Annotated in this window: 15 protein-coding genes; 13 read left to right on the top strand and 2 right to left on the bottom strand. The window is 68.7% G+C overall.

Going from position 1 to position 19,645, the window contains the following annotated elements; all coding sequences use genetic code 11:
• The first annotated feature begins 71 nt into the window (after positions 1-71).
• The gene (locus tag IG04_RS0121965; protein WP_030478561.1) at positions 72-1,004 is read left to right on the top strand and encodes a cellulose binding domain-containing protein; all 933 of its coding nucleotides are present in this window, start codon (positions 72-74) and stop codon (positions 1,002-1,004) included.
• Here the strand turns inward: IG04_RS0121965 and IG04_RS0121960 are convergent, their stop codons facing one another.
• Entirely contained in the window at positions 1,005-1,988 is a 984-nt protein-coding gene (locus IG04_RS0121960) for a LacI family DNA-binding transcriptional regulator (RefSeq protein WP_030478560.1), read from the bottom strand. It abuts the gene before it with no gap.
• A 73-nt stretch (positions 1,989-2,061) separates the two neighbouring features.
• On the opposite strand from IG04_RS0121960, the gene IG04_RS0121955 reads away from it, so the two are divergent.
• The 6 genes from IG04_RS0121955 (at position 2,062) to IG04_RS0121925 (ending at position 9,797) form a co-directional block, all read left to right on the top strand.
• Positions 2,062-3,234, top strand: coding sequence for an MFS transporter (locus tag IG04_RS0121955; protein WP_030478559.1), 1,173 nt, complete (start codon positions 2,062-2,064; stop codon positions 3,232-3,234).
• Positions 3,235-3,442: 208 nt separating this feature from the next.
• Positions 3,443-5,626: a pectinesterase family protein gene (locus IG04_RS48195; protein ID WP_084401125.1), complete on the top strand. Its 2,184-nt coding sequence runs from the start codon at positions 3,443-3,445 to the stop codon at positions 5,624-5,626.
• Positions 5,623-6,498 carry a carbohydrate ABC transporter permease gene (locus IG04_RS0121940; RefSeq protein WP_036015593.1) on the top strand — a complete coding sequence of 292 codons (876 nt, stop codon included), beginning with the start codon at positions 5,623-5,625 and terminating at the stop codon, positions 6,496-6,498. The genes IG04_RS48195 and IG04_RS0121940 overlap by 4 nt, the downstream gene beginning before the upstream one ends.
• Positions 6,495-7,376 carry a carbohydrate ABC transporter permease gene (locus tag IG04_RS0121935; RefSeq protein WP_030478556.1) on the top strand — a complete coding sequence of 294 codons (882 nt, stop codon included), beginning with the start codon at positions 6,495-6,497 and terminating at the stop codon, positions 7,374-7,376. Before IG04_RS0121940 ends, IG04_RS0121935 begins: the two co-directional genes overlap by 4 nt.
• Before the next feature lie 10 nt (positions 7,377-7,386).
• Positions 7,387-8,655: an ABC transporter substrate-binding protein gene (locus IG04_RS0121930; protein WP_030478555.1), complete on the top strand. Its 1,269-nt coding sequence runs from the start codon at positions 7,387-7,389 to the stop codon at positions 8,653-8,655.
• Entirely contained in the window at positions 8,652-9,797 is a 1,146-nt protein-coding gene (locus IG04_RS0121925) for an enolase C-terminal domain-like protein (protein ID WP_051770390.1), read from the top strand. Before IG04_RS0121930 ends, IG04_RS0121925 begins: the two co-directional genes overlap by 4 nt.
• A 34-nt stretch (positions 9,798-9,831) precedes the next feature.
• Here the strand turns inward: IG04_RS0121925 and IG04_RS0121920 are convergent, their stop codons facing one another.
• On the bottom strand, positions 9,832-10,587 hold the full coding sequence (locus IG04_RS0121920; protein WP_030478553.1) for a pectate lyase: 756 nt from the start codon (positions 10,585-10,587) through the stop codon (positions 9,832-9,834).
• A 182-nt stretch (positions 10,588-10,769) separates the two neighbouring features.
• On the opposite strand from IG04_RS0121920, the gene IG04_RS0121915 reads away from it, so the two are divergent.
• From IG04_RS0121915 to IG04_RS0121890, 6 genes are all read left to right on the top strand, one after another.
• Positions 10,770-11,702, top strand: coding sequence for a pectate lyase family protein (locus tag IG04_RS0121915; protein ID WP_030478552.1), 933 nt, complete (start codon positions 10,770-10,772; stop codon positions 11,700-11,702).
• A gap of 241 nt (positions 11,703-11,943) precedes the next feature.
• On the top strand, positions 11,944-14,820 hold the full coding sequence (locus IG04_RS0121910; RefSeq protein WP_030478551.1) for a glycoside hydrolase family 48 protein: 2,877 nt from the start codon (positions 11,944-11,946) through the stop codon (positions 14,818-14,820).
• An 11-nt stretch (positions 14,821-14,831) separates the two neighbouring features.
• On the top strand, positions 14,832-16,100 hold the full coding sequence (locus IG04_RS0121905; protein ID WP_036015456.1) for a lytic polysaccharide monooxygenase: 1,269 nt from the start codon (positions 14,832-14,834) through the stop codon (positions 16,098-16,100).
• On the top strand, positions 16,085-16,552 hold the full coding sequence (locus tag IG04_RS0121900) for a hypothetical protein (RefSeq protein ID WP_030478549.1): 468 nt from the start codon (positions 16,085-16,087) through the stop codon (positions 16,550-16,552). Before IG04_RS0121905 ends, IG04_RS0121900 begins: the two co-directional genes overlap by 16 nt.
• A 20-nt stretch (positions 16,553-16,572) precedes the next feature.
• Positions 16,573-18,315 carry a glycoside hydrolase family 6 protein gene (locus IG04_RS0121895; RefSeq protein WP_030478548.1) on the top strand — a complete coding sequence of 581 codons (1,743 nt, stop codon included), beginning with the start codon at positions 16,573-16,575 and terminating at the stop codon, positions 18,313-18,315.
• A gap of 235 nt (positions 18,316-18,550) precedes the next feature.
• Positions 18,551-19,576 (top strand): LacI family DNA-binding transcriptional regulator, encoded by a 1,026-nt coding sequence (locus tag IG04_RS0121890; protein WP_030478547.1) that lies wholly within the window; start codon positions 18,551-18,553, stop codon positions 19,574-19,576.
• Positions 19,577-19,645 lie beyond the last annotated feature (69 nt).

Here is a 19,645-nt window from a genome sequence, read left to right as displayed (position 1 = left end):
ACTCCGAACGGTCGATTGAACCGGGCCCGCGACCCTCTAGGGTTGTTGAGGGTTCAACGACAATTGGGGTAGTGGTGGCGCGCAAGCACTGGCTCGTGGTTCTGGTCCTGCTCACCGGAGCCTGCACGGCAGGGCCGCCGTCGCCGGCGCCTTCCACCAGCACGCCCTGGAAACCGCCCTCCCTCGTCAACGAGGAGGCGCGGTACCAGGGCGTGCTGCACTTCGTGCGCGACGTGATCGACGGCCGGACCGTCGAGCTGGCGGACGGCACGAAGGCCCGCATCGCGCAGCTGGCGGAACCTCCGGCCTGCTGGGCCGAGGGCGCGGTGTCGTTCGCCAGGACGACGCTGCTGGCCAGCGCCGTCCGCATCAGTCCCGTCGTCTCCGGCGACGTGAACCTGGCACTGGAGGACGGCACCGACTACGCGTTACTCGCGGTGCGGCAAGGCGTGCTGCGGGCGGAAGGCGTCGACGGCGGTGCGCTGCTCACGGCGGAGTCCGAGGCGGCCGGGGCGAACAAGGGCCTGTGGGGACCGCCCTGTGACGGTCTCGACGCGCCCCTGCCTCCCGCCACCACGGATCTTCCGGCGCCGGGCACGACCACAGTGCCGCCGCGACCGGCTCCCACCACCGCGGCGCCTCCCCGCCCGGCACCCACGACGACGGTGCCACGCCCGCCCGCACGGGCGTGCGCGGTCGCTTATCGCATCTCCGGCCAGTGGCCGGGTGGCTTCCAGGCGAATGTGAGCGTGCGCAACACCGGTTCCACGTCCGTCCACGGCTGGGCGCTGCGGTGGAGTTTCGCGAACGGGCAGAACGTCACCGACATGTGGAATGCGAAAGCACGGCAGTCCGGCGCGACCGTCAACGCCGCGAACGCCGACTACAACCCGGAGATCCAGCCCGGCGGTTCGGTGTCGATCGGATTCAACGGTTCGGTGCGGGGCGGGAACTCCGTTCCCGGCGCGTTCACGCTCAACGGCCAGTCCTGTTCGGTCGAGTGATCACGCGCTGTCCCGCACGACGAGGGCGGAGGGGTAGAACGTCGCCCCGGAGGTGTCACGGCGGTCGAGGACGGCCTGGGCCGCCGCCGCGGCGATGTCCTCCACCGGGTGTGTGCTCGTCGTGAGCGCCGGGCGGCTGAGCCCGGCGAACGCGATGTCGTCGAACCCGGCGACGGCCACGTCCCCCGGCACCCGCACGCCCAGCGCGTGAAGTCCGTCGAGGACACCCAGCGCGGTGAGGTCGCTGAGCGCGAACACCGCGTCGGTGTCCGGCCATCGCGCCATGATCTCGGTGGCGGCCTCGGCGCCGCGGGCGGCGGTGAAGTCACCGGTGACGACCCGGGGTTCGCCACCGCTGTCGCGCAGCACCCGCCGGTAGGCGTCGACGGCGCGGTCGCAGCAGAGCAGCCAGGACGGTCCGGTGACCATCGCGATCCGCTGCCTGCCGGTGCGCACGAGGTGCCGCACGACCCCGTCCGTGCCGGCGCGGTTGTCGACGTCGAACGACGGCACGTGCCGTGCGCCGACCCCGACCGCGGCGACCCGGCCGCGCAGGGTCCGCGGCACGCTCTCCAGCGCCGGTCGCGTGGGGTTCACCACCACCAGGCCACCGAGCCCGCGCCCGTCGGCGAGCCGGGCGAGCGAACCGGGGTCACGCAGGGGCAGCCAGTGCAGGGAGACGCCGACCTCGCGCTCGGCGGCGACGTGCGCCGCAGACGTCAGGACGCGGCCGACGTAGGGATCGTCGAGCACGGCGGCGGTGTGGCCGATGACGGCGATGGCGAGACGTGTGCCGGTACGGGTGACCAGCGCGCGGGCGGAGGCGTCCGGCACGTAGCCCAGCGCCGCCACGGCCGCGGTCACCCTGTCCCGTGCCCGCGGCGATGCCGGACCCTGGCCGGTGACCACGCGCGAGGCGGTGGCCCGGGACACGCCTGCGGCCCGTGCCACGTCGTCGAGTGTCGCGGTGCGTTCTCCCGTCATCTCAGCAGTATTGCGGTGGAAGCGCTTCCATGTATGGGGTAGGTACTTCGTGTATCGAGAAAGGAGGGCCGGGATGTCGGTCACGGTGCCACGCAGTCAGGTCCGAGCCGCCGCCGCGGGGGTCGCGGTCACCTTCGGGCTGAACGGCGTGGCCGTGGCGACGTGGTTCGCCCGCGTGCCCGCCGCCCGTGACGCGCTGGGTCTCACACCGGGCGCGCTGGGGTTGCTGCTGCTGTCGATGTCCGTGGGCGCGTGCCTGGCGATGCTCACCGCGGGCGAGGTCACGCACCGGCTCAGGCCGAAACGGACGGTCAGCCTGTCGGCGATGACGGTCGCGCTGGGACTTGCGGTGGCAGGTGTCGGCATCGGCGCCTACCCGTCGCCGGTGGTGACGGCGATCGGGATCTTCGTGCTCGGCTACGGGTCTGGGTTGTGCGACGTCGCGATGAACGTCGAGGCCGCGGAGGTGGAACGCGCTCTCGGCAAGACGGTGATGCCGCGCTTCCACGCGATGTGGAGCCTCGGCACGGTCGCAGCCGCGGCCCTGGCGTCGTTGGCGGCGTGGGCGGTCCTGCCGGTCACCGCACACCTGGCCGTGGTGGCTGTGGTGGTCGCCGGCGGCACGCTGCTGGCCGCGCGCAGGTACAGCCTGGCCGCCGAGGCGGAGCACGGCAGCGGCAGCGGTGTCATGGCGGCGTGGCGCGAGCCCCGCACGTTGCTGATCGGACTGCTGGTGCTGGTGCTGGCGTTCACCGAGGGCACCGCGAACGACTGGGTGGCGGTGGCGTTCATCGACGGCTACGAGGTCGACCCGGCCCTGGGTGCCCTGGTGTTCGGCGTGTTCGTCACGACGATGACGTTCGGCAGGATCTTCGGCACCATCGCGCTGGACCGCTGGGGCCGCGTCCCCGCGGTAGTTCTGTCGATGCTGCTGGCCGCTTCGGGCGTGACGCTGGCGGTGTTCGCGGGGTCGTTCGGTCTGGCGGTCGCCGGCGTGGCCATCTGGGGTCTCGGGACCGCATTGGGCTTCCCGGTGGGCATGAGCGCGGCCGCCGACGATCCCGACCGTGCCGCGGCTCGGGTCAGCGTTGTCGCGGTGATCGGCTACACGGCGTTCCTGGCGGGGCCGCCGCTCGTGGGGCTGCTCGGCAACCATTCGGGGGTGTTGCGGGCCTTGCTGATCGTGCCGCTGTTGTTGCTGCCCGCGCTGGTGCTCACGCCTTCGCTGCGACAGCCCAAGAGCTGAGGCTCTACGGAACACGAACGCCGCGATCAAGTTCTGATCGCGGCGTTCGCGTTGTTCGACGGTATTCGATTCGAAGAATAGTCGAACACCGTGCCGAATCATCGAATGAATTCACTTCGTTGACGCATGCCGGAAGCATTCGTAATACTCGGTTCACGATCGTGGACCTTGTTCAAGAATGTGAATCCTTTCCGAAGGGTATTCCGTCATGCGGCTTTTCGTTGGCGCGCTGGTTCTGGCCTGCGCATCCGCCGGGGTGGTGAGCCTTCCCGCGCACGCCGGTCACGACCCCGCGCGGCAGGTGCTGGCCGCAGGGGACGGCTGGGCGTCGGCCGGGCCGGGCACGACCGGGGGAGCGGCGGCCCCCGCCGCGAACGTGCACGAGGTGCGCACGCGGGCCGAGCTCGTCGCGGCGCTGGCCTCGCCGGCTCCGCGGATCATCAAGGTCAGGGGTGTGATCGACGCGAACACCGGCGCCGACGGGAAACCGTTGCGGTGTGAGGATTACGCGACCGACGGCTACACGCTGGCCGGTTACCTCGCGGCGTACGACCCGGCGGTCTGGGGATGGGAGCGCGAACCCGAAGGGGCGCTCGAGGACGCTCGGGTGGCGTCGGCGAAGAAGCAGGAAGCGGTCATCGGGCTGAACGTCCTCGCGGACACCACGATCATCGGGGTCGGTCGCGGGGCCGGGATCACCGGCGGCAGTCTCAGGATCCACAACGCGCGCAACGTGATCGTGCGCAACCTGACCTTCCGCGACACCCGCGACTGCTTCCCGCAGTGGGATCCCACGGACAACAGCCCCGGCTCGCCGCCCGGCAACTGGAACTCGCTCTACGACTCGGTGTCGGTCCAGCGGTCCGAGCACGTGTGGGTCGACCACAGCACGTTCACCGACGAGCCGAACGTCGACAGCACCCAGCCGCTCCACTTCGGACGGCCGTACCAGGTGCACGACGGGCAGCTCGACATCACGAACGGCTCCGACCTCGTCACCGTGTCCCGCAACGTCTTCGCCGAGCACGGCAAAACCATGCTGATCGGCTCGTCGAACTCCTCGACGACCGATCCAGGCAAGCTGCGGGTCTCAGTGCACCACAACGTCTTCCGCAACGTGCTGGAACGCGCTCCCCGCGTGCGGTTCGGCCAGGTGCACGTCTACAACAACCTGTACGAAGGCGCGCAGACCTACAGCTGGGGCGTCGGCGTCAAGTCCCAGATCCACGCGCAGAACAACTACATCAAGGGCATCGCGCCGGAGAGGATCGTCTACAACTGGGGCGGCACGGCGATCACCGACACCGGCAACCTGGTGGACGGCAGGCCGGTGAGCCTGGTGAACGCGCACAACGCGGCGTTCCCCGACAAGGCCCTCGGCACCGACGCCGGGTGGACGCCGACGCTGAACCGCGGTCTCGAACCCGCGCACCGGATCAGGCACCTCCGGGCGGGCGCGCCACCGGCGGGACACCACCTCGTGGTGGGCAAGGGTTTCGCCACCGTGCAGTCCGCGATCGACGCGGCACCGGCGGGAGGCGTGATCACGCTGCCGAAGGGCGTGTACCGGGAGGTCGTCATGATCCCGGCGACCAAGAAGGACCTCACCCTGCGCGGCGCCACCGGGCGTGCCCAGGACGTGGTGATCGACTTCGACAACGCCAACGGCACGAAGAAACCCGACGGCACCACGTACGGAACGACGGGCAGCGCCACGGCGACCATCGCCGCGGACGGGTTCACCGCCCGTGACGTCACCTTCCGCAACTCGTTCGACCGCGCGAAGCACCCGGAGATCACGGCCACGCAGGCGGTCGCGGTCAAGGCCACCGGCGATCGAATGCTGTTCGACCGCGTGCGCTTCGAAGGCCACCAGGACACCCTGTACGCCGACACACCGGCCGTGAACACGCGGTCGCGGCAGTACTACCGGGACTGCGCGATCACCGGCGACGTCGACTTCCTGTTCGGCAGGGCGACGGCGGTCTTCGAACGGGCGACCATCACCGCGCTGAACCGCGGCGGCGACCCCAACGGGTACGTGACCGCCGCCAGCACCCGCAGGGACAACCCGCACGGCTTCCTGATCGTCAACTCGAAGATCCGCAGTGACGCCCCGGCCGGCACGTACTTCCTCGGCAGGCCCTGGCACCCCGGCGGTGACCCGGACGCGATCGCGCAGGTGGTCATCCGCGACACCGAGCTGCCCGCGGCGATCAAACGCCAGCCGTGGACCGACATGTCCGGATTCCCGTGGCGGGACGCCAAGTTCGCCGAGTACCGCAACACCGGGCCCGGCGCGGGTACCGGAACGGACCGTCCGCAGCTCACCGACGAGCAGGCGCGGCAGCACACGAAGGCCACCTACCTGAGCGGGTGGAACCCGGCGTGAGGACCCGCACGTGGGCGCCGTACGCCCTGATCGCCCCGACGCTCGTGCTGATGGCGGTGTTCCTGGTCTACCCGATCGCCAGCGTCGGGTGGTTCAGCCTCCGCCAGCACACCGTCACGCAGCCGTGGAAGAACGGCTTCATCGGGTTCGAGAACTTCCGGCGGATGCTGTTCGAGGACCAGCTGTTCTGGCAGAGCCTCGCGTTCAGCGCCAAGTGGGTGGTCGTCGAGGTCGGTCTGCAACTGGTGCTGGGACTCGTCCTCGCGCTGATCGTCAACGAGACGTTCATCGGCCGGGGACTCGCGCGGGCGCTGGTGTTCTCGCCGTGGGCGGTGTCCGGTGTGCTCACCACGGGCATCTGGATCCTGCTCTACAACCCGTCGACGGGGATCTTCCAGCAGCTCGCCCAGTGGGGCATCGGTGATCCCGGCACCTCGGTGCTCGGTGATCCGGCGACCGTGTTCCCCGCGACCGTCGTCACCGAGCTGTGGCGCGGGGTGCCGTTCTTCGCGATCCTGCTGCTCGCCGACCTCCAGACCATCCCGAACGACCTGTACGAGGCCGCCTCGGTCGACGGTGCCGGGCGGTGGCGCCAGTTCATCAGCGTCACGCTGCCGCACCTGCGCGACGCGATCGTGCTGTCCACGTTGCTGCGCGCGGTGTGGGAGTTCAACAACGTCGACCTCATCTACACGCTCACCGGTGGTGGACCGGCCAACCAGACCACCACGCTGCCGCTCTACGTGGCGCGCAAAGCCGTCGACTCGCACGACTTCGGGTACGGCTCCGCGCTGACGATGGCCGGCTTCGTGATCCTGCTGTTCTTCTCGATCCTCTACCTGAGGCTGTCCAAGTTCGGGAGCAGGGCATGACCCAGACACTCACCCGCCCGGCGACGACGGTCGTGCCGCCTCCGGCGCCGCCGCGCCGCAGGAAGCACCGCGACCCGAGCCGGTACTTCCGGCTGCACCTCCCGCTGGTGCTCTACCTGCTGTTCACGCTGATCCCGTTCTACTGGATGCTCGTCTTCGCGTTCCGGCCGACGGGCCAGACCTCGCTCGTGCCGTGGCCGATCACCTTCGAGCACTTCGACACGGTGTGGAACGGCATCGGGTTCGGGTTGTTCTTCCAGAACAGCCTGATCATCGGGGTCGGCACGATGATCGTCGTCACCGTGTTCGCGCTGATGGGCGGCTACGCGCTGGCGCGCTTCAGGTTCCGCGGTCAGCGGGTGTTCCTGCTGGCGTTGCTGTGCACGCAGTTCATCCCGGGCGCGATGATGCTGATCCCGTTGTTCGTGATCTTCAAGTCCGCCGGGCTGCTGAACAGCCTCACCGGCCTGGTGATCGCGGACACCGCGTTCCAGCTGCCGCTCGCGCTGATCCTGATGAGCGGCTTCGTGCGCAACGTCCCGATCGAGCTCGAAGAGGCCGCGATGGTCGACGGGTGCTCGCGGCTGCGCGCGTTCTTCGCGGTGACGCTGCCGCAGCTCAAGCCCGCGATCGTGGCGGTCGGGTCGTTCGCGTTCATCGGTGCCTGGAACAACTTCCTGTTCGCGCTGATGTTCGCAAGCAAGCAGGACAAGTTCACGCTGCCGGTCGGGCTGAGCTACGCGCTGGGGGAGTTCAACACCGACTTCGGGGCGCTCGCGGCGGGCGGAGTCATCGCCGCGGTGCCGGTCGTACTGGTTTTCGCCGTGGTGCAACGGTTCCTGGTGCAGGGGCTCAGCGCCGGTGCGGTCAAAGGATGAGGGAGAGGTCATGAGAAAGCTGCTGATCGCATTGGTGCTCGTGCTGAGCGGTTGTTCCGCGGGACAGGACGGGCCCACGACGGTCACGTTCTGGGACAACAACGGCGGCCCCGGCCGCACACCCATCTACCAGGAGCTGATCAAGCGGTTCGAGGCGGCGAACCCCGACATCAAGATCGAGTACGTCGGCATTCCCAGCTCGTCGGTGCAGCAGAAGTACGACACGGCCATCGCGGGAGGGTCCACTCCGGACGTTGGTGGCGTGACGACGTCCTACCTCGCGCACCTCGTCGGCCAGGACGCGCTCGAACCGGCCGACGACCGGATCGAGAACGGCGCGCTCAAGGACAAGCTGTTGCCGGGGCTGCTCGAGACCGTGCGGCAGACCGCGCCCGACGGCAAGCTCTACGCCGTTCCCGCGTCGGGCAACATGGACATCATCTGGTACCGGTCCGACCGGTTCGAGGAGAACAAGATCCCGGAACCGTCCACATGGGATGATCTGGCCAAGGCCGCCACCCAGCTGACGAGGCCGGCGGACAACCAGTACGGCTTCACGATCCGCGGTGGTGCGGGGTCCGTCTTCCAGCTGCTGTCCGAGGCCTACTCCTACTCCGGTGTCGAGAAGTTCTACGACGGCGGCAAGAGCACGGTCGCCGACCCGCGCAACGCCGAGCTCGTGCGCAAGGTGGCCGAGCTGTACAAGAAGGCCACGCCCGAGGCCGACGTGAACAACAGCTACACGCAGATGGTCGCGCAGTTCACCGGCGGCACGGTGGCGATGATGCACCACAACCTCGGCTCGACCGCGGACGTGATGAAGGCGCTCGGCCCGGAACGCGTCGCCGCCATGCCGTTGCCGAAGGGCCCGTCCGGGAAGCGCACGGTGGTGCCGAACCCGACCGACGGTTTCGCGGTGTTCAAGGGCGGCAAGAACCGTGAGGCGTCCTGGAAGTTCGTCGAGTTCCTGACGTCGGCCGAGAGCAACGGCTACTGGAACGAGAAGGTCGGCCAGATCCCGGCGAACACGGACGTGCGCGGCGCCGAGTGGATCCAGAAGAACCCGGCCGTGAAGATGGCGCTCGGGGTGCTGGAGGACCCGGCCACCGTGCTCGTGCCCGCGCCGGTCTACCTGCCCGAGTACTCGTCGATCACCAAGACCGACACCGAACCGCTCTACCAGAAGGTGTTGCTGGGCCAGATGTCCGCGCAGGAGTTCCTCGACCAGCTCGCGGCCAAGCTCACCACCGCCCAGCAGGACTGGGAGCAGCGCAAGTGATCGAACGGGTGGTGGTGCGGACGTTCAGGACCACGGCGGCCACGTCCGTCGACCCGGAGGGGCACCGGCACCCGGCGCCCGAGCACGAGGTGGTCGAGGCACTGCTGGAGATCACCGACACCGACGGTGCCACGGGGTACTGCCAGGTCCAGCCCGACCAGCTGCGGCCCGCCGTGCTGGACAAGCACGTGCGGCCGGTGCTGCTGGGCCAGGACCCGTGGGACCGGGAACGGCTGTGGCGGCTGCTCGGGCGAAGGCAGCGGGGCGCGCACGGCGGGTTCACCGACCGCGCGCTCGGGTTCGTCGACCAGGCGCTGTGGGACCTCGTCGCGCGGAAGGCCGGACTCCCGGCGTGGAAGCTCGCCGGGGGCGCGCGTGACCGGATCCCCGCCTACGGCAGCACGATGTGCGGTGACACGGACGGCCTCGCGACACCGGGCGACTACGCGGACTTCGCGAAGCACCTCGTGTCGGTGGGCTACCGGGCGATCAAGCTGCACACGTGGATGCCGCCGGTGCCCGGTGCGCCCAGCGTCTCGCGGGACGTCGAGGCGTGCCAGGCGGTGCGGGACGCGGTGGGGCCAGACATCGCATTGATGCTCGACGCGAGCCACTGGTACTCGCGGACGGAGGCGCTGCGGCTCGGCAGGGCGTTGCAGGAAATGGACTACTACTGGTTCGAGGAGCCGATGGAGGAGGCGTCGATCAGCTCCTACCGGTGGCTCGCCGAGCAGCTGGACATCCCGGTGATCGGCCCGGAGGTGGCGTGGGGCAAGCACCTCACCCGTGCCGAGTGGATCACCGCCGGGGCGTGCGACATCCTGCGAGCCGGTCCCGCGGGCAGTGGCGGCATCACGCCGGTGCTCAAGACCGTGCACCTCGCGGAGTCGTTCAACATGGACTGCGAGATCCACGGCAACGGGGCGGGCAGCCTCACCGTGCTCGGCGCGACCGATGGCGGCCGCTGGTACGAACGGGGTCTGCTGCACCCGCACGTCGACTTCGACCGGGTCCCGCCACACCGGAACTCCATCGCCGATCCGCTGGACGAGAACGGCGACGTGGCGCTTCCGCTGATACCCGGAATCGGGGACGACTGGAATTTCGAACACATCGGAGTTCACACTCTTGAAGTGAGGTGAGAAATGCCCCGGCCGGGCGGCCGGGGCATTTCTTCTAGCGGTAGGTGATGTCCGAGGACTTGAACAGGCAGTTCGTGCTGTCCGCGCCGGTGCCGATTTTCTTCGGTTCACCGCTCGTGACACCCTGGTACTTGTCGCAGATCGCGATCTTCTTGCTGCCGTCCCCGACGATGGTGATCCTCGAGAACCGCGCTGTGTCGCCGTAGTTGGTGTTGATGCCGACCAGCGCCTTGCCGGGGGAGAACGCGGTGACGTTCTCCAGCACGACGTGCCGCTTGTGCTGCGTCTTGCAGTTGCCGCAGGACCGGTAGAGCTTGCCGAAGTCGTCCACCTGGAAGTTGCGGATGATCATCGTGCCCGGCCCGTTGTGCTGGAACACCTTGTCCGACGCCTTGCGCGCGCCACCACCGCTGATGGTCATGGTCTGCGATGACGACGTGCCCTTGAACGTGGCCGCGTCCTCGCCGACGTCCTCCCACCAGACGTTGGTGAGCGTGCAGGTGCCGAGGCAGTGGACGCCGTCCGCGGTCGGCGAGCCGAGCACGACGTTCTTCAGCGTCGCGCCGTTCGCCAGCTGGAAGATCGGGCCCTGGTCCTCGTTCTGACCGCCCGAACCGAGGTCGCCGGTGCCGTAGAACCGTTGCATGCCACCGTCGTAACCGCTCGATCCGACCTTGATGGTCGTGCCGACCGGTTTCGATCCGGACGGGGTGGGGAAGGTGCTGCCCGCAGCCTGTGCCTGAGGTGCGAGAAACGCGGCCAAGGCCGCGGCCAACACCAATGGTGCCATTTTCTTCATGTGCGCTCCGCTTGCAGGGGGATGCGCGGCGGTAATTCGATGGTAGAGCGGAGATCTTTCCTGTCAACCTCTATTCGAACGTTCGAATCGAATATCGTCGAATTGGTTGACCGTGCTGCCGGGTGCTGGTTGTGTGAGTTCTACCGCCGCTCACTCTCATTGGGAGCGAGTAAATGATTCCAAAGCGCACAGCATTGATTTCCGCCGTCGCGCTGGTCCTGGGCGCGATATCTGTTCCCCAGGCGGCCGCCGCTCCGTTCGGGCTGGTCGGCTGGGCCACTCAGGGTGGTGGCACGACGGGTGGCGGCAGCGCCTCTCCGGTCACCGTCACCACGGCGTCCGCGTTCGTCGCGGCCGCGAAGGCGTCGGGCGCGGCGGTGATCCGGGTCTCCGGCACGATCTCGCTGCCGAGCATGACGAAGGTCGCCTCGAACAAGACCATCGAGGGAGTCGGCTCGACCGCGACGATCACCGGGCAGGGCCTGAACATCGCCAACGCCTCGAACGTGATCGTGCGCAACCTCAATTTCCGAAGCTGGGGTGACGACGCGGTCAATGTTCAGTACTCCACCCGCGTGTGGATCGACCACAACACCTTCTCCAACGGCTACGACGGTGCGGTCGACGTCAAGCGGGCCTCGGACTACGTCACGGTGTCCTGGAACAAGTTCAGCAGTCACAACAAGGCGATGCTGCTGGGCCACAGCGACGGCAACGGCTCGGAGGATCGCGGCAAGCTCCGGGTGACCTACCACCACAACTGGTTCGCCGGCACTCAGCAGCGCCACCCGCGCGTGCGGTTCGGCAACCCGGTGCACGTCTACAACAACTATTACGGCGGTGTGACCGACTACGGCGTCGCGTCGACCGTCGAGGCCGGGGTCCTGGTCGAAGGCAACTACTTCGAGAACACCGAGGACCCGTTCCACCGCGGTGAGGGCAGCTCGCCCGGTGGTTCGCTGGTGGCGCGCAACAACCACTTCGTCAACTCCGGAACGGGCGACCAGGGCGGCTCGGTCAAGAGCCTTCCCTATTCGTACCCGCTGGACAGCGCGAGCAGCGTGAAGAGCGTGGTCACGGCCGGTGCCGGAGCCGGGCGCGGCTGACGAGACCAGGGGGCGCCCGAAGTGGCGTGGGCGCCCCCACCCTCTTCTGGGACCGCTCCCAGAATTCCACTCGAAGAGAGTAGTAAGAGGAACCGGTAGACCAACGGGTGTTGTGCCGAAAGGCGTAATGCCAAGGGCTTTCCGGCTCAGAATCGATTACACCTCTGATCCTTTGATCGCTGTGGGCCACGTTACAGTGCCGTGAACTCTGGGAGCGCTCCCAGGTCGAGAGGGCGGCGGCATGACTCGACGAAAAGTGGCGTTGACGGTTGCGGCGGTGGTGCTGGTCGGCGGAACTCCCGCCGTCGCGGCACCGGCCGCGGTGGCCTGCACCGTCACCTACCAGATCACCAACGAGTGGAACACCGGATTCGGCGCGGCCGTGTCGATCCGCAACGACGGGGAGGCGCTGAACGGCTGGAACCTGACCTGGACGTTCCCGGACGGGCAACGCGTCACGCAGGGCTGGAGCGGCAACTTCACGCAGACCGGCGCGGTGGTGAGCGTGACCAACCCTGCCTGGGCCCCCACGCTGGCCTCTGGCGGCACGGCGCAGGTCGGGTTCAACGGCAGCAAGGGCTCGACGAACCGGCCACCGACGGACTTCGCCGTGAACGGCGTGTCCTGCACCGGCCCCAACCAGTCGCCCTCGGTGGCGCTGACGGCGCCTGCGAGCGGCAGCAGCTACACCGTGCCCGCTCAGATCCCGCTGGCGGCGACCGCGCAGGACACCGACGGAACGGTGGCCAAGGTCGACTTCTACGCGGGGGACACCCTGATCGCCACCGACACCAGCGCGCCGTTCAGCGGCACGTGGACGTCGGCGCCGGCGGGTGACCACAGCATCACCGCACGGGCGACGGACAACCGCGGTGCCACCACGACCTCGGCACCGGCCGCGGTCAAGGTCCTGTCCGGACCGGCGGTGCTGGCCTCGCCGAGCACGGTCTCGGTCAAGCAGGGCCAGACGGCCACGTTCGACGTCTCCCTGGCCACGGCACCGAGCCAGCCCGTCACCGTCACGCTCGCCCGCAGCGGCAGTGCGGACCTGACGGCGACCCCGGCCACGCTCACGTTCTCCGGCACCGCGAAGCAGACGGTGACGGTGACGTCGGCGAACAACGGTGGCGCGCTCGGGACCGCCACGTTCACGGCGTCGGCCACCGGGTACAGCCCGGCGAGCGTCACGGTGAACGAGATCGACCCGTCCACATCGGACTTCAACAAGGCGTTCCTCGACCAGTACAACAAGATCAAGGACCCGGCGAGCGGCTACTTCCGCAAGTTCGGCGACCTGCTCGTGCCCTACCACTCGGTCGAGACGCTGATGGTGGAGGCACCGGACCACGGTCACCAGACCACGTCCGAGGCGTTCAGCTACTACCTGTGGCTGGAGGCGAGCTACGGCCGGGTCACCGGTGACTGGGCGCCGTTCAAGTCCGCGTTCGCGTCGATGGAGAAGTTCATCATCCCGGCGAAGGCCGACCAGCCGACCAACGACAAGTACGACCCGTCGAAGCCGGCTACCTACGCGCCCGAGCACCCGAGGATGGACGCCTACCCGTCGACGCTGGACGGCACGGTTCCCGTGGGCCAGGACCCGATCGCGGCGGAACTGAAGACCGCGTACGGCAACTCGGACGTCTACGGCATGCACTGGCTCATCGACGTCGACAACACGTACGGCTTCGGCCGGTGCGGTGACGGCACGACGGCCCCCGCGTACATCAACACCTATCAGCGCGGCTCGTCGGAGTCGGTGTGGGAGACCATCCCGCAGCCCTCGTGCGACACGTTCAAGCACGGTGGCCCCAACGGCTTCCTGGACCTGTTCACCAAGGACGCCTCCTACGCCAAGCAGTGGAAGTACACCAACGCACCGGACGCGGACGCCCGCGTGGTGCAGGTGGCGCTGCTCGCCCAGCAGTGGGCCACGGCCCAGGGCAAGGCCGGGGACATCTCCAGTGAGATCGGCAAGTCCGCGAAGATGGGCGACTACCTGCGGTACGCCATGTTCGACAAGTACTTCAAGCGCATCGGCAACTGCAACAGCCCCTCGTCGTGCCCCGGCGCGACGGGCAAGGACAGCGCGCACTACCTGATGTCCTGGTACTACGCGTGGGGTGGCGCGACCGACACCTCCGCGGGCTGGGCGTGGCGCATCGGCGACGGTGCCTCGCACCAGGGCTACCAGAACCCGTTGGCAGCGCACGCTCTCGCGAACGTGCCGGCGCTCAAGCCGTTGTCCGCCACCGGGCAGCAGGACTGGGCGACGAGCCTGAATCGGCAGCTCGAGATGCTGCAGTGGCTGCAGTCGGCCGACGGTGGTCTCGCCGGTGGCGTCACGAACAGCTGGGAGGGCCAGTACGCCTCGCCTCCCGCGGGCACGCCGACGTTCTACGGCATGCACTACGACGCCCACCCGGTGTGGCGCGACCCGCCGAGCAACCGGTGGTTCGGCTTCCAGGTGTGGGGGATCGAGCGCACGGCGGCGCTGTACCGGCTGACCGGTGACGCACGCGCCAAGAAGATCCTCGACAAGTGGGTGCCGTGGGCGATCGCGAACACCACCACCGGCACGAACTTCCGGATCCCCGCGGACATGGAGTGGTCGGGAGCGCCGGACACGTGGAACGCGACCAACCCCGGCGCGAACGCGAACCTGCGGGTCCGCGTGCTCAACCACAACCAGGACGTCGGGATCGCCGCGTCGTACGCCAAGGTCCTGCTCAACTACGCGGCGAGGTCGGGCAACGCCCAGGCCAAAACCACGGGTGAGTCGTTGCTGACGTCGTTGCTCTCGCATCAGGACAGTCTGGGCATCGCGACGCCGGAGACCCGCACGGACTACAACCGGTTCGACGACGTCTACAACACCTCCACCGCCGAGGGCCCGTACGTGCCCAACGGCTGGACCGGGCGCATGCCCAACGGTGACCAGATCGGGCAGGGCTCGTCGTTCCTGTCGATGCGCTCGATGTTCCGCAACGACCCGCAGTGGCCGAAGGTGCAGTCCTATCTGGACGGTGGACCGGCACCGACGTTCACCTACCACCGGTTCTGGGCACAAGCCGAGATCGCCACGGCGTTCTCCCTGCACGCCGAGATCTACGGGTGAGGAGTCCCGCGATGAAGAAACGCATAGCGTTGTTAGCAGTCGCAGCCGCGGTAGGCGCTGTGTTGGTGCATACCGGTGGCACGGCCGTCGCGCACGGGTCGATGGTCTGGCCCGGCAGCCGCACCTACCTCTGCTACGAGGACGGCCGCGCCGGCGGCGGTGGCGGTGATCTCCAGCCCACCAACCCGGCGTGCGCCGCGGCTGTCGCCCAGGGCGGGAAGCAGCCGTTGTGGGACTGGTTTGGCAACCTGATCAGCAACGCCGCCGGGCGCCATCGGGAGATCATTCCCGACGGCAACCTGTGCGGTCCCACCACGAAGTACTCGGCCTACAACCTGACGCGGGCCGACTGGCCCGTGACCCAGGTGCAGGCGAACAGCACGGTCACGTTGCGGTACAACGCGTGGGCGCCGCACCCCGGCACCTGGGAGCAGTACGTCACCAAGGACGGCTTCGACCCGACGATGCCGCTCAAGTGGTCCGACCTCGAGCCGGCCCCGTTCGACAAGGTGACGAACCCGCCGCTGGCGAACGGCGAGTACGCCTGGCAGGCCCGGCTGCCCAACAAGTCCGGCCGGCACATCATCTACTCGCTCTGGCAGCGTTCGGACAGCCCGGAGGCGTTCTACAGCTGTTCGGACGTCGTGTTCGGCGGTGGCACCGGTACGCCCGACACCAGTGCGCCCTCGACGCCCGGCACGCCGGCCGCGTCCGGCATCACCGGCACCACGGTGAAGCTGGACTGGACCGCGGCGACGGACAACGTGGGCGTGACGGGCTATCGCGTCTACAGCGGCAGCCAGGTGGTCGCCACCTCCGCCACCAACTCGGTGACGGTCAGCGGCCTGACCGCGGACACCCAGTACTCGTTCACGGTCGTGGCGACGGACTCGGCGGGCAACGCCTCGCCGGCGTCTTCCGGCGTCACGGTCAGAACGGCGACAGGTGGCGGCAGTACCGGTTCCTGCACGGTGGCGTACACGCGGCCGAGCACGTGGAACGGCGGCTTCACCGCGAACGTGACGGTGTCCAACAGTGGCACCAGCGCGATCAGCGCGTGGCAGCTCGTGTGGGCGTTCCCTTCGGGGCAGCAGCTTTCGCAGGCCTGGTCGTCGACGGTGACCGTCGCGAGCGGGCAGGCGACCGCGAAGGGCGTGTCGTACAACGCGGACATCCCGGCCGGAGGCTCGGTGACGTTCGGGTTCAACGCCACGACGGCGTCCGCACCGGCTGATCCGTCGTCCTTCACGCTCAACGGGTCGGCGTGCGCCATCCGGTGACGAGGGCCCTGGCCGCCCTCCTGGTGGTGGGTTCGGTCGCGTTCGTCCTCCTCGTCGGACGCGCCGAACCCGCCCCGGACCTCAGCAGGGGCGTCGACGGCGTCGCCGCGTGGTTGCACGACCTGACCGACGAGTGCACGACCGTCAGGCGGGACGACGACTTCGTGGGCTTCGCCGGTCCGGTGCGGTCGAAGGTCTACGCGCCGTTCGTCGCGGAGTGGGGGACCTGTGCCAAGGCACCGTACGAACGGCTCGGGTTGCTGATCCTGAGGCCAGGACTCGAACAGGCCTGGCGCACCGCGCTCGCCAACGGCGAGGTACGCGGCGATCCGGACCTCGCCTTCGGGGACGGATTCGCGCTCACCGGCTCGATCGGCATGGAGTACCTGGGGCTGAAAAGACTTGAGTGCACGCCCACCGCGTGTTCGCTCATGAAGATAGAACATCATTGACAGACAGGAGATCCGGAGCAATGAAGCTCAACGGACAGAGGCGGTGGGCCGCGACTGGAGTCGTGGTCGCCACCACCGCGGCGACGATCGCGGTGGCGCTTGTCGCGCCACCCGCGGGCGCCGCACCCGGCTGCCGTGTGGACTACACGGCGAACAACTGGGGCGGCGGAGGGTTCGGCGCTTCGGTGAAGATCACCAACCTCGGTGACGCGATCTCGGGCGGCTGGACGCTGAAGTTCGCGTTGCCCGGCAGCCAGCGCGTGGCGCAGGGCTGGAGCGCGACCTGGACGCAGTCGGGCGCGAACGTGACCGCTGCGAGCATGTCGTGGAACGGGAGCCTCGGCACCAGCGCGTCCATCGACATCGGTTTCAACGGCTCCGGCGCCGCCAGCGGTGACGTGAACCCGACGACGTTCACGTTGAACGGCACTGTGTGCACCGGAGCGCCGCCCACGAGTACGACGACGACCACCACCACGACCACCACGACGTCGAACAACCCGGACCCCGGCAACCGCGTCGACAACCCGTACGTCGGCGCGAAGCAGTACGTGAACCCGGACTGGGCGGCCAAGGCGAACGCGGAGCCGGGCGGCAGCAGGATCGCGAACCAGCCGACCGCCGTGTGGATGGACCGCATCGCGGCGATCAACGGCACCCCCGGTGCCCGCGGACTCGCCTCGCACCTCGACGAGGCGGTGCGCCAGGCTGCGGGCTCACCACTCACCATCCAGGTCGTGATCTACAACCTGCCGGGTCGCGACTGCGCGGCGCTGGCGTCCAACGGTGAGCTCAAGCCCACGGAGATCGATCGCTACAAGACGGAGTACATCGATCCGATCGCGGCGATCCTCGCCAGGCCCGCGTACGCGAGCCTGCGCATCGTGACCGTGGTGGAGATCGACTCGCTGCCGAACCTGATCACCAACGTGACGCCGCGGCCGACCCAGACGCCGCAGTGCGACGTCATGAAGGCGAACGGGAACTACGTCACCGGTGTCGGCTACGCGCTCGCGAAGCTGGGTGCCGTCCCGAACACCTACAACTACATCGACATCGGCCACCACGGCTGGCTGGGCTGGGACGACAACTTCGGCCCGTCGGCGGAGCTGCTCTTCCAGGCGGCCAACGCGTCCGGCAGCACGAAGGCCAACGTGCACGGCTTCGTCGCCAACACCGCCAACTACGGCATCCTCACCGAGCCGAACTTCTCGATCGACGAGTCGATCAACGGCACGCCGGTGCGCCAGTCGAAGTGGGTGGACTGGAACCGCTACACCGGTGAGCTGCCCTACGCGCAGGCGTTCCGGCAGCGGGCCGTGCAGGCGGGCTTCGACGCGAACGTGGGCATGCTGATCGACACCAGCCGCAACGGCTGGGGTGGCACGGCCCGTCCGTCCGGTCCCGGACCGAGGACGAGCGTGGACGCCTACGTCGACGGAGGCAGGCTCGACCGGCGCATCCACCTCGGCAACTGGTGCAACCAGGCCGGGGCGGGCATCGGCGAACGCCCGAAGGCCGCACCCGCGGCGGGCGTCGACGCCTACGTGTGGATCAAGCCGCCGGGCGAGTCCGACGGCGCGAGCGAGGAGATCCCGAACAACGAGGGCAAGGGCTTCGACCGGATGTGCGACCCCACGTACACCGGAAACGCGCGCAACGGCAACAGCATGTCCGGCTCGCTGGGCAACGCGCCGCTGGCCGGGCACTGGTTCCCGGCCCAGCTCCAGGAGCTCATGCGCAACGCCTACCCGGCGCTCTGAGCCTGAGCATGTGAGCGTGCCCACGCGGACGGCCTCGCGTCTGGAGTTCCGGACGCGTGGGCACGCTCTTCTTAATTGATACGGAGTTCTGTCCGGCAACTTTCCAGACGGTGCGGAATTCGTCTGGACCACCGTTGACGCGCAATGTTAACGCGCACATCTCTCTTGATGTCATCAGAAGGTGCTCCCTATGGTGTCGACACGCTCGGTGAGTGAAAGTGTGAATGGAGGCTGTGTGGTCACCATCGCGGATGTCGCGCGGCACGCGGGGGTCGCCCCGAGCACAGTCTCCTACGTGCTCACAGGCAAAAGATCGATCTCCGCGGACACGAAGACGAGAGTTCGGGAGAGCATCAGGGAACTGGGCTACCAGCCCCACGCCTCGGATCGCGTGTTGTCCACCGGCAGGACCAACGTGATCGGCCTGGTGCTCCCGCTGCGGGCGGGCACCCACCTGCCCGCGGTGATGCGCTTCGTCACGGCGGCGGTGACGACAGCGCGCAGGTACGACATGGACCTCCTGCTGATGACCGCGGACGATGGCGCGGCGGGCCTGCGCCGTGCCGCGAACAGCGCCCAGGTCGACGGTTTCCTGGTGATGGACGTGGAGATGGACGACGACCGCGTGCCGTTGCTCCGGCAGCTGTCCAAACCGTCCGTCCTCATCGGACATCCGGCGGCCGCCCGCGGCCTCACCTGCGTGGACCTGGACTTCGAGGCGGCGGGCGCGAAGTGCGTCGACCACCTCGCCGACCTCGGACACCGCTCCATCGGTTTCCTCGGCGCGCCGAGCGCGGTCTACCGCCGCAGCACCGGCTTCGCCCACCGCACCATGAACGGGTTCAGCGCGGCCGCGATGCGCAGGGGAGTCGCCGCGACGGCACTGGCCGTCGAGGGTGACCACGACTCGGTGCTCAGGGCGACCAAGGCCCTGATCCGCGCGCACCCGTCCATGACGGCGCTGGTCGTGCACAACGAGGCGGCACTCGGCTGGATCACCGCGTGCCTGCGCGCGGCCGGCCGCCAGGTCCCCGGTGACGTGGCCGTGGTCGCGATCTGCCCGGACGAACTGGCCGAACAGACGTCACCGCTGCTCACCTCGGTGCGCCTGCCCGCGGAGGAGCTCGGCAGGCACGCGGTCGACCTGCTCGTCGCCAAGCTGGAGGGGAAACAGCCGCCACCGCTGATGCTGTTGCCCCCCAGGCTCTCCCGGCGGGCGAGCACACCGGACCACGCCGCACACCGCGGCGCGACGGGCTGACCGGTCCGCCACGGGCGGACCGGGACATGACGGGCGGTCGCTGGGACGGCCTCCGCGCGTGCGGAAATG

Origin of the sequence: Lentzea albidocapillata (assembly GCF_000719115.1) — a bacterium.
GTDB classification, from domain to species: domain Bacteria; phylum Actinomycetota; class Actinomycetes; order Mycobacteriales; family Pseudonocardiaceae; genus Lentzea; species Lentzea albidocapillata.
This window is presented reverse-complemented; position numbering and strand designations above follow the sequence as displayed.